The organism is Bradyrhizobium diversitatis (genome assembly GCF_016031635.1).
Taxonomy (GTDB): domain Bacteria; phylum Pseudomonadota; class Alphaproteobacteria; order Rhizobiales; family Xanthobacteraceae; genus Bradyrhizobium; species Bradyrhizobium diversitatis.
Genome location: NZ_JACEGD010000058.1, coordinates 19,134 through 27,077, shown reverse-complemented (window position 1 = coordinate 27,077; position 7,944 = coordinate 19,134). Strand labels below are relative to the sequence as shown.

The window sequence follows — 7,944 nt, the reverse complement described above, 5'->3', positions numbered from 1 at the left end:
GCTCGCCGCGCTTGCGCTCGCCGATGTCGAGCGCGACGGTCACGATCCGCTCGATCTCGCCCTCGGCATCGAGCAGCGGCAGCTTGTTGACCAGCCATTGCCGCATGTTGCCTGCCGCGTCCTTGTACTCCTCCTCGTAGAAGCCGAGCCCCTTGCGGAGCTTGAGCACCCTCTTGTCGCTCTCGTCGGACTTGGCCGCGCCATAGCGTGACATCAGATCGGCCGTGGTGCGGCCGAGCGCATCGCCGGGCTCGATGCCGAAGATGCCCGCCATGTAGCGGTTCATCAGCACGTAGCGCAGCTCGCGGTCCTTGACGTTGATCACCGCGGGCACGGTGTCGATGACCTGCTGGAGCAGGCGTCGGCCTTCGGCGATGGCGTCCTCCGCGCGCTTCTGGTCGGTGATGTCGCGCAGCGTACCCTCGTAGCGGACGATGTTGCCCTGCTCATCCCGCACGCCCGTGGCGCTGTCGGAGAGCCAGAGGATGTTGCCGTTGCGCTGGCGTACCTGGTACTCGAATTCGCGCACCATGCCGTCGCGCGCCATCAACCGCTGGTATTCGGCACGCGCCTCGGGATGGACGTAGATCGTGTGGGCGATGTCGTTGATGCTGTCGATCAGCTGCTGCGGGCTGTCATAGCCCATCATCCGCGCCAGCGCCGGATTGGCATTGAGGAGGTCGCCGGCCGGCGTCGTCACATAAATGCCGTCGACCGAGCCCTCGAACAGTTTCCGGTAGCTCTCTTCGGCGAGGCGCTGCTCGGTGAGCGCGTGTACCGCCGCCTCGCGCGCCGTGTCGGCCTCCTCCAGCGCGCGGCGGAACACTTCGGCCGCCCGCGCGATGTCGCCGATCTCGTTGTCGAGCTCGGCGGACGGAATCGACGTGTCCTTCCGGCCGGCCGCAAGCGCGCGGATGGATCGCGCGATCTGGGCGAGCGGACGCACCGTCCTGCGTACGACGAACAACGCAGCGGCGATGCCGATCAGCACGCCGATCGTACCGAGCACGATGCTCTGCCACCGCGCCTCGGTCAGGGTGCGGGCAAAGTCGCGCGACAGCACGTGGCCGCGCCTTGCGCTGACCTCGCGCAGCAATTCGGTGACGCGGCCGATCAATCGGCCCTCGGTGCCCAGCACCTCGCGATCGATGTCGGCGATCTGCCGTTCGCGGACGGCGACGGCCATGATGGCCTCGGCATAGTCGTTCACCGCAGACTTCAGCTTGGCATCGCCAATATCAAGCGCCCGCATCCCTTGCGCGGCCTGCTCGGCCGCGGACGGGTTGCGCGCGAGCAGCCCGACCGCGATCCGGCTCTGCGCCTCGGACAGGCGGGATGCCAGCTCGCGGTCCGCAGTGCCTGCGATGGCTGCATCGAACCGTTCGCGCAGCGGCGGCAGGCCGGCGAGCAGCTGGGCGCGGCGGTCGATCAGGGTCGAGATCCGCTCCAGACCGTTACGATAGGTCGCAAGCCGCTCGGTGACCCCGTCGATCATGTCCTGCTGTTCGGGCGCGAGCTCGATGCGGGTCTTCTTCAGGATGTCGCTCAGGGTCGAGGCCGCCTCGCCCACCTGCTGGAACTGGATGCCGGCGCCGGGGTCTGTGACGAAGTCTCGCGCGGCGACGCGCAGCTCGTTCATGCGGCGATCGATGTCCTCGGCGAGATCTCCGACGCTCTGGAGCCGCTGCAGCTCGGCGAATGTCGTGTCGATGTGCCGGATCGCGATCACGCTCGCGGTCGAGGTGACGATGATCACCGCCAGCATCAACAGAAAGCTGCCGAAGGTGAGCTGGCCGATGGAGAGCGAAAATGTTCGCCTTTTCTCAGGGGGCGGCGTCAATTCGGCGGACATTGCTGGTTTGAGGACCGGGCTGCTGGAGACCCAATATACGACGTATTGCCGCCCGGGGGGAACATGCCTCGGGGCGCGGAATATCGTTAATATCGGGTCATGCCGCCCGAGCGCTGCCGCGGTCGAAAACACCGCGAGCGCCGACAGCTGATGCCATGGACGGAACCGAGCGCGTCCGCGGTCGTCGATACTTCGCTACCCATCGAAGTGTGTCAGCCGACAGCCCCCACCTCGAACACCTCGCCGTCATAGCCGGCTTCGCGGGGGATGCGGAGCTGGCGGCCGGCTTCAGTCTTGGTCATGACCGGCATGACCGTGACGATGGACAGGCCGCGGGCGTGCTCCAGCGCCGCGCTCACGTTGGGCTGCTTCGCAAGCCGGATCAGATTGCGCGTGGTCGGAAACGGCAACTTGAAGCGGCCGCTCTCACCGCCCTCCACCGCTTCGCGCGGCGAGACCCAGATCGAATCCGTGGACTCGCGGCCGTCATGGGCGCCGAGTTGATCGGGCGGAGCTGCCGCGAGGAAGAACCACGTGTCGAAGCGCTTTGGCATGCCCTCCGGCGTGATCCAGTGTGCGTAGGGCACGAGCGTGTCCAGCGCGAGCTGAAGGCCATTGTCGGCGAGAATGTCGAGAAAGCTGATCTTGTGCTCGTTGAGGGCGACCCGGTGTGCGTCGGCGATCTCGCCGGCACGCTTGGCGTCGACCGGCGCGCCGATATCCTTCGATCGCGCCAGCAGGATGCCGCTCTCTTCAAAGGTCTCGCGGATCGCGGCGATACGAAATCCGCGGTCCGCTTCGCTGAGGCCCTCCCCGCCGGAATACAGGTCCGAGCGCGCGACGATCTCCTTGTCGCCGACATCGACGCTGCCGCCGGGGAACACCAGCGCGCCCGAGTTGAACTCGATCTGATGATGGCGAACCATCATGAACACCTCGATGTCCCGTGCTGCGCCGTCGCGCAGCAGGAGGATCGTCGACGCCGGGCGTGATGCTGATGTCTCGGCCATTCAACTAGCCTGCTGCGCTGGATTGCGGGCCAAGATTGGCGCGCTTGTCCACGCGTGCGACGCGCGACAGCAGGTACTCGACCTCCGCTTTCGCCGCCGCCGTGATGGTGGCGCCGGGCTTGCGCTGGGCGCTGGAGGCGATGACGCCACGCTTCTGCAGCACGTATTTGCGCACGGCAAGGCCGGCGCCCGGTTGCTGCTCGTAGCGGATCAGCGGCAGGTGCGCGTCGAACAGATCATGCGCGGCATCGCGCTTGCCTTGCTTCGACAGGCGCACGACATCGATCAGAAGCTCGGGGAAGGCGTAACCGGTCATGGCGCCATCGGCGCCGCGCTCCATCTCGAAATCCAGGAAGAGCCCGCCATTGCCGCAGAGGATCGAGAGTGGCCGGAGCGAACCGTCCTTCTGGAAATTGCGCAGCGCCGAGATCTTCTCCAGGCCCGGCCAGTCCTCGTGCTTGAGCATCACGCAGTTCGGATTGTCCATGACGATCTTGCGGATCACCGCAGGCGTGAACACCACCGAGAGGGTCAGCGGATAATCCTGGAGCACCCAGGGCACGTCCTGGCCGATCGCTTCCGCCGCCTGCTTGAAATAGCCGATAATCTGATCGTCGGTGCGGAGCGACGGCGGCGGCGCGATCATCACGCCGGCCGCGCCCGCATCCATCGAGGCCTTTGCCAGCGAGCGCATGGTGGCAAAGCCCGGCGCGGAGACGCCGACGATCACCTGCATCTTCCTGGCACGCTTGACGAAGCGCACCGCCACCTGCTCGGCCTCGGCGGCGTCGAGCTTGGGAGCTTCGCCCATGATGCCGAGCACCGTGACGCCGTCGCAGCCGACCTCCTCGTAGAAGTCGGTCAGGCGGTCGATCGAGCGCTCGTCGATCCGGCCGTCGTCGTGGAACGGCGTCGGCGCGATTGCGAAGGTGCCCTTGGCGTCGGCGGTGAGTTTCATCGTCTTTCCCTATCTCTCCTTGCAAGTGCCCTGGTTTCACCCCGGGCGTGTCAGCCGAACAATCGATGCCACGCGGTATAGAGCAGAACCATGGTCACAAAAACAATCGATCGCCAGTAAAGCACGATTAACGTCGCGAGCGCTGCTAAAGCAACAAAGCCAATGTTCCGGCCGGAGCGCTCCATGCGGTACTCTTCAATCAGAACCGCCGCGCCCCCATCTTGATCTGCTCCTCGGAGAAGAAGATCTCCTTGGCGTGATCGGCGATGTCCTGGGCTTTCCAGCCCGTGTACGGCGGTTTCCAGCCTTCCATTTCCATCATCCGCATTTCGCGCACGCCGCGGGGCCCGGACACGCCCAGCACCTTGCCGGTTTGGTCGCCCGACAAATCGCTGACCATGTATAGCACGGCCGGCGCGATGCCGTCCGGCCCCAGCGCCGCGCCGGGGTTCTCCTTATAGCGGGGCAGGTCTGCGGTCATGCGGGTCAGGGCCCCCGGGGCCAGCGTCCAGACCCGGATGTTGTACTTGCGGCCCTCGATCGCCAGCACGTTCGACAGGCCCCAGATGCCGCCCTTGGCCGCACCGTAATTGCTTTGGCCAAAATTGCCGATCAGCCCTGATGTCGAGGAGGTGTTGACGATGACGCCACCGCCATTTTCCCGCATCCAGCGAAACACCGGCAGGGTGCAACAAAAGGTGCCCTTCAGGTGCACCTTGATGACCTTGTCCCAGTCGGCTTCCGAGGCCTTGGCGAAGGTCTGGTCACGCAAAATGCCGGCATTGTTGACGAGGATGTCGGCGCGGCCAAAGTGCTTGATGGCGTCGTCGAACACCGACTGGCCGCCTTCCATGGTGGAGATGTCGGCACCGTTGGCGACCGCCTTGCCGCCCTCGGCCTTGATCGCGTCCACCACCTGCTGCGCCATTGACTTGTCGGCACCGGAGCCGTCGCGAGGCCCGCCGAGATCGTTGACGACGACCGAGGCCCCTTCCCGCGCGAACAGTCTTGCGTAGGCCTCACCGAGCCCGCCGCCCGCGCCGGTGATCAGCGCAACCTTGCCGTCGAGCAGTCCCATGATGGCTTCTCCCTGTTTGCTCTTCTTCCTTCGCCTCTCCCCGCTTGCGGGGAGAGGCCTGAAATCAAGCGCAGCTTGATTTCAGGGTGAGGGGGAGCCTCCGCGTACTCGACTGTCACCGTCCCCGGGGAGACTCCCCCTCACCCCACCCTCTCCCCGCAAGCGGGGCGAGGGAGCGCGCCGCCGGTGTCCGCCTAACCCAGCACCGTCTTGCCGTTCTTGATCACGGTGACGCCGCGCGACTTCACCTTGGCTTCGAACGAGATCACGTTGCCGTCCTTCCAGAGGTCCATGGTCACGGTCTCGCCGGGATAGACCGGCGAGGAGAACCGCGCGACGTGCTGGCGGAACGCGCTTGCGTCGTAGTCGGCATAGGTCTGGAGCACGCCGCGGCAGGTGATGCCGTAGGTGCACATGCCGTGCAGGATCGGGCGCGGGAAGCCGGCCTTCTTCGCGAACTCCGGATCGGAGTGCAGCGGATTGCGGTCGCCGCAGAGGCGATAGACCAGCGCCTGGTCCGGACGCGTCGTGATGTCGATGGTCTTGTCGGGCGCGCGCGAGGGGATCTTGTGCGGATCGGGTTGACTCAGGTTCGGCCCGCCGAACCCGCCGTCCCCACGCGCAAAGCGCGAGGCAACCAGCGTCGCCAGCTTCTCGCCTTTCTCGTTCTTCAGCACGGTCTGGTGAACGATGACGACGCCCTTGTCCTTGCCCTTGTCGTAGACCTCGACGACGGAGGAATCGGCGGTGATGTTCGCGGCGACCGGCATCGGCTGGTGGAAGGTGATGTCGCGCTCGCCGTCCACCACCATGACGCGGTTGAGATTCATCTCGCCCGGCCCCGAGCCCCACGCCGCGACGGAGGCAAAGGTCGGCACCACCTTCAGCGGCCGCGGCGTCAGCGTGCCCTCGTTGACGAAGGCGAGCTCCTTCTCGTCCATGGGATCGGCGCCGAGGCCGATGCCGTAGGCGTAAAGCATCACTTCGCGGTCGGTGTAGGCATATTTCTGGCCGATGTTCTTCAGGCCTTTGAGTTCTTCGTATCTGGCGGACATCTTGTTGTTTCCTTCCGGATTCTTATGCGCCGCGGCCAGTCGAAGTGCCCTCTCCCCTTGTGGGAGAGGGCCGCGAGAGCCGTGCGGCAAACTCGTTTGGGTGAGGGGTTGGCTCCGCAGTGAAAGTCTCTCTGTGGAGAGAAACCCCTCATCCGGCGCCGTAGCCGAAGCTTCGCTTCGGCGTATCTTAAGGACGGCCGCCGGAGGCGGCCTATGCCACCTTCTCCCACAAGGGGAGAAGGGAAGAATTTAAGCCGGCGTGAAGAACGGGAGCGGGGCGCCGTCGGTGGGCTTGAACACCACCTTCACCTTCTGGCCGATCTTCAGCTTCTCCAGATCGCAGTCGACGAAATTGGTCTGCACCGACGGGCCCTCCTTCAGCGTGACATAGCCGATCGCGTAAGGACCGGTCGGCGACTTCCGCATCAGGCTCCAGGTGTAGATCGTGCCCTCGCCCGAGGCTTCCTCCCACACCGTCTTGTCGGAGTAGCAGAACGGGCAGATCGAGCGCGGGAAGTAGTGCGCTTCGCCGCAGGCGGTGCAGCGCTTGATCATGAACTTGCTCTCTTTCGCCGCGTCCCAGAACGCTGCGGTTTCCGGGTTCGTCACCGGCGCCGGATATTTCTTTGCATCTACCATCACACGCGCTCCAGAATGGCCGTCGAGGCGGCGTGGCGGACACCCAAAAGGCCGCCGGTGCCGTGGGCGATGGCGAGATCGCAGTTCTTCACCTGCACCTTCGGATGCGCCTCGCCGCGCAGCTGCCGCACGGCCTCGAGGATCTTGGTCATGCCGCCGCGGTTGACCGGATGGTTGCTGCAGAGGCCGCCGCCGTCGGTGTTGAACGGCAGCTTGCCGACGCCCGAGATGAGGTTGCCGTCGGCGACGAACTTGCCGCCCTCGCCCTTCTTGCAGAAGCCGAGGTCTTCCAGCTGCATCAAGACGGTGATGGTAAAGCTGTCATAGATCGAGGCGTATTTGATGTCCTTCGGCGTGATGCCGGCTTCCTCGAACGCGCGCGGACCGGACCAGATTCCGGCCGAATAAGTGAGGTCGAGATCCTTGCCGCCGCGCGGGCCCTTCATCGCCTCGCCATGGCCGATCAGTCGGACCAGCGGCTTCTTCAGGCTCTTGGCGATCTCGGGCGTGGTCACGATCAGCGCGCCGCCGCCGTCGGAGACGACGCAGCAATCCATGCGATGCAAGGGATCGGAGATCATCGGCGAATTCAGCACGTCCTCGACGGTGACGACGTCCTTGAGCATCGCATGCGGATTGTATTGCGCGTGGTGCGATGCCGCGACCTTGATCCAGGCGAGTTGCTCGGAGGTGGTGCCATAGTCGTGCATATGGCGCATGGCACACATGCCGTAGGCATTGTGGGTGGTCGCGCCGTAAGCGGATTCGAAATCGGCCTCGGCGCCGGCCGCGCGCGGCGGCATCGCGCCGGTGCGCGGCTTGCCGGCCAGCGTGATCAGCGCGATCGAGCACTTGCCCGCCGCGATCGCCTCGGCAGCGTGACCGAGATGGATGATGTAGGAACAGCCGCCGGTCTCGGTGGAATCGACGTGACGAAGCTTCTTGGTGTTCAGGCCGAGATAATCGACCATCGGCCAGGCGCCGCCGGGGGCATCGCCCGCGCAGAAATAGGCGTCGATATCGTCCTTGCTGATCCCGGCATCCTCGATCGCGCCCCTGGCGACCTCGGCGTGGAGCTGGGCGGTGGATTTGTCCGGCGCGTGCCGGGTCGGGTGTTCGTAGATCCCGGCAATGTAGGCCTTGCCCTTGATGGTCAAACTTCAGGTCTCCGCTTGCGCTTCTTCTTGCTCGGGTTTTTCTGAACCGCGATGGCCTGATTGGCAAGCGCGGAAATATTCCGTCGCGCGAGAGGGCAGCGGGTCGGCGCAAGTGGGGGCAATGTCTCGTGTCCCGGACGCGCTGCAACGCCCTGGCGTTGCTGCGCAGAGCCGGGACCCATGGGGTCGCGCACC

Annotated in this window: 8 protein-coding genes; all 8 read right to left on the bottom strand. The window is 65.3% G+C overall.

From position 1 onward, the window contains the following. The coding region (locus H1B27_RS36995) for a PAS domain S-box protein (RefSeq protein ID WP_197969434.1) at positions 1 to 1,852 on the bottom strand (1,852 nt) is incomplete at its 3' end. Positions 1,853 to 2,064: 212 nt separating this feature from the next. After that, positions 2,065 to 2,862: an NUDIX hydrolase gene (locus tag H1B27_RS36990; protein ID WP_197969433.1), complete on the bottom strand. Its 798-nt coding sequence runs from the start codon at positions 2,860 to 2,862 to the stop codon at positions 2,065 to 2,067. A 4-nt stretch (positions 2,863 to 2,866) separates the two neighbouring features. Further along, positions 2,867 to 3,820, bottom strand: a complete 954-nt coding sequence (locus tag H1B27_RS36985) for a dihydrodipicolinate synthase family protein (protein WP_197969432.1) — start codon at positions 3,818 to 3,820, stop codon at positions 2,867 to 2,869. 50 nt (positions 3,821 to 3,870) lie between these two features. After that, entirely contained in the window at positions 3,871 to 4,005 is a 135-nt protein-coding gene (locus H1B27_RS40910) for a hypothetical protein (RefSeq protein WP_283817049.1), read from the bottom strand. A gap of 14 nt (positions 4,006 to 4,019) precedes the next feature. Then, positions 4,020 to 4,898 carry an SDR family oxidoreductase gene (locus H1B27_RS36980; protein WP_197969431.1) on the bottom strand — a complete coding sequence of 293 codons (879 nt, stop codon included), beginning with the start codon at positions 4,896 to 4,898 and terminating at the stop codon, positions 4,020 to 4,022. 194 nt (positions 4,899 to 5,092) lie between these two features. Further along, a complete protein-coding gene (locus H1B27_RS36975) occupies positions 5,093 to 5,953 on the bottom strand; it encodes a MaoC family dehydratase (protein ID WP_197969430.1) in 861 nt (286 codons plus the stop codon). A 249-nt stretch (positions 5,954 to 6,202) separates the two neighbouring features. Then, a complete protein-coding gene (locus H1B27_RS36970; protein ID WP_197969429.1) occupies positions 6,203 to 6,592 on the bottom strand; it encodes a Zn-ribbon domain-containing OB-fold protein in 390 nt (129 codons plus the stop codon). Next, entirely contained in the window at positions 6,592 to 7,749 is a 1,158-nt protein-coding gene (locus H1B27_RS36965) for a thiolase family protein (protein WP_061881409.1), read from the bottom strand. The genes H1B27_RS36970 and H1B27_RS36965 overlap by 1 nt, the downstream gene beginning before the upstream one ends. Positions 7,750 to 7,944 lie beyond the last annotated feature (195 nt).

Bases quoted from the DNA above. Each gene is read 5' to 3' on its own strand.
- H1B27_RS36985 (WP_197969432.1), bottom strand. From the start codon at position 3,820: ATGAAACTCACCGCCGACGCCAAGGGCACCTTCGCAATCGCGCCGACG.
- H1B27_RS36980 (WP_197969431.1), bottom strand. From the start codon at position 4,898: ATGGGACTGCTCGACGGCAAGGTTGCGCTGATCACCGGCGCGGGCGGC.
- H1B27_RS40910 (WP_283817049.1), bottom strand. From the start codon at position 4,005: ATGGAGCGCTCCGGCCGGAACATTGGCTTTGTTGCTTTAGCAGCGCTC.
- H1B27_RS36990 (WP_197969433.1), bottom strand. From the start codon at position 2,862: ATGGCCGAGACATCAGCATCACGCCCGGCGTCGACGATCCTCCTGCTG.
- H1B27_RS36975 (WP_197969430.1), bottom strand. From the start codon at position 5,953: ATGTCCGCCAGATACGAAGAACTCAAAGGCCTGAAGAACATCGGCCAG.
- H1B27_RS36970 (WP_197969429.1), bottom strand. From the start codon at position 6,592: ATGGTAGATGCAAAGAAATATCCGGCGCCGGTGACGAACCCGGAAACC.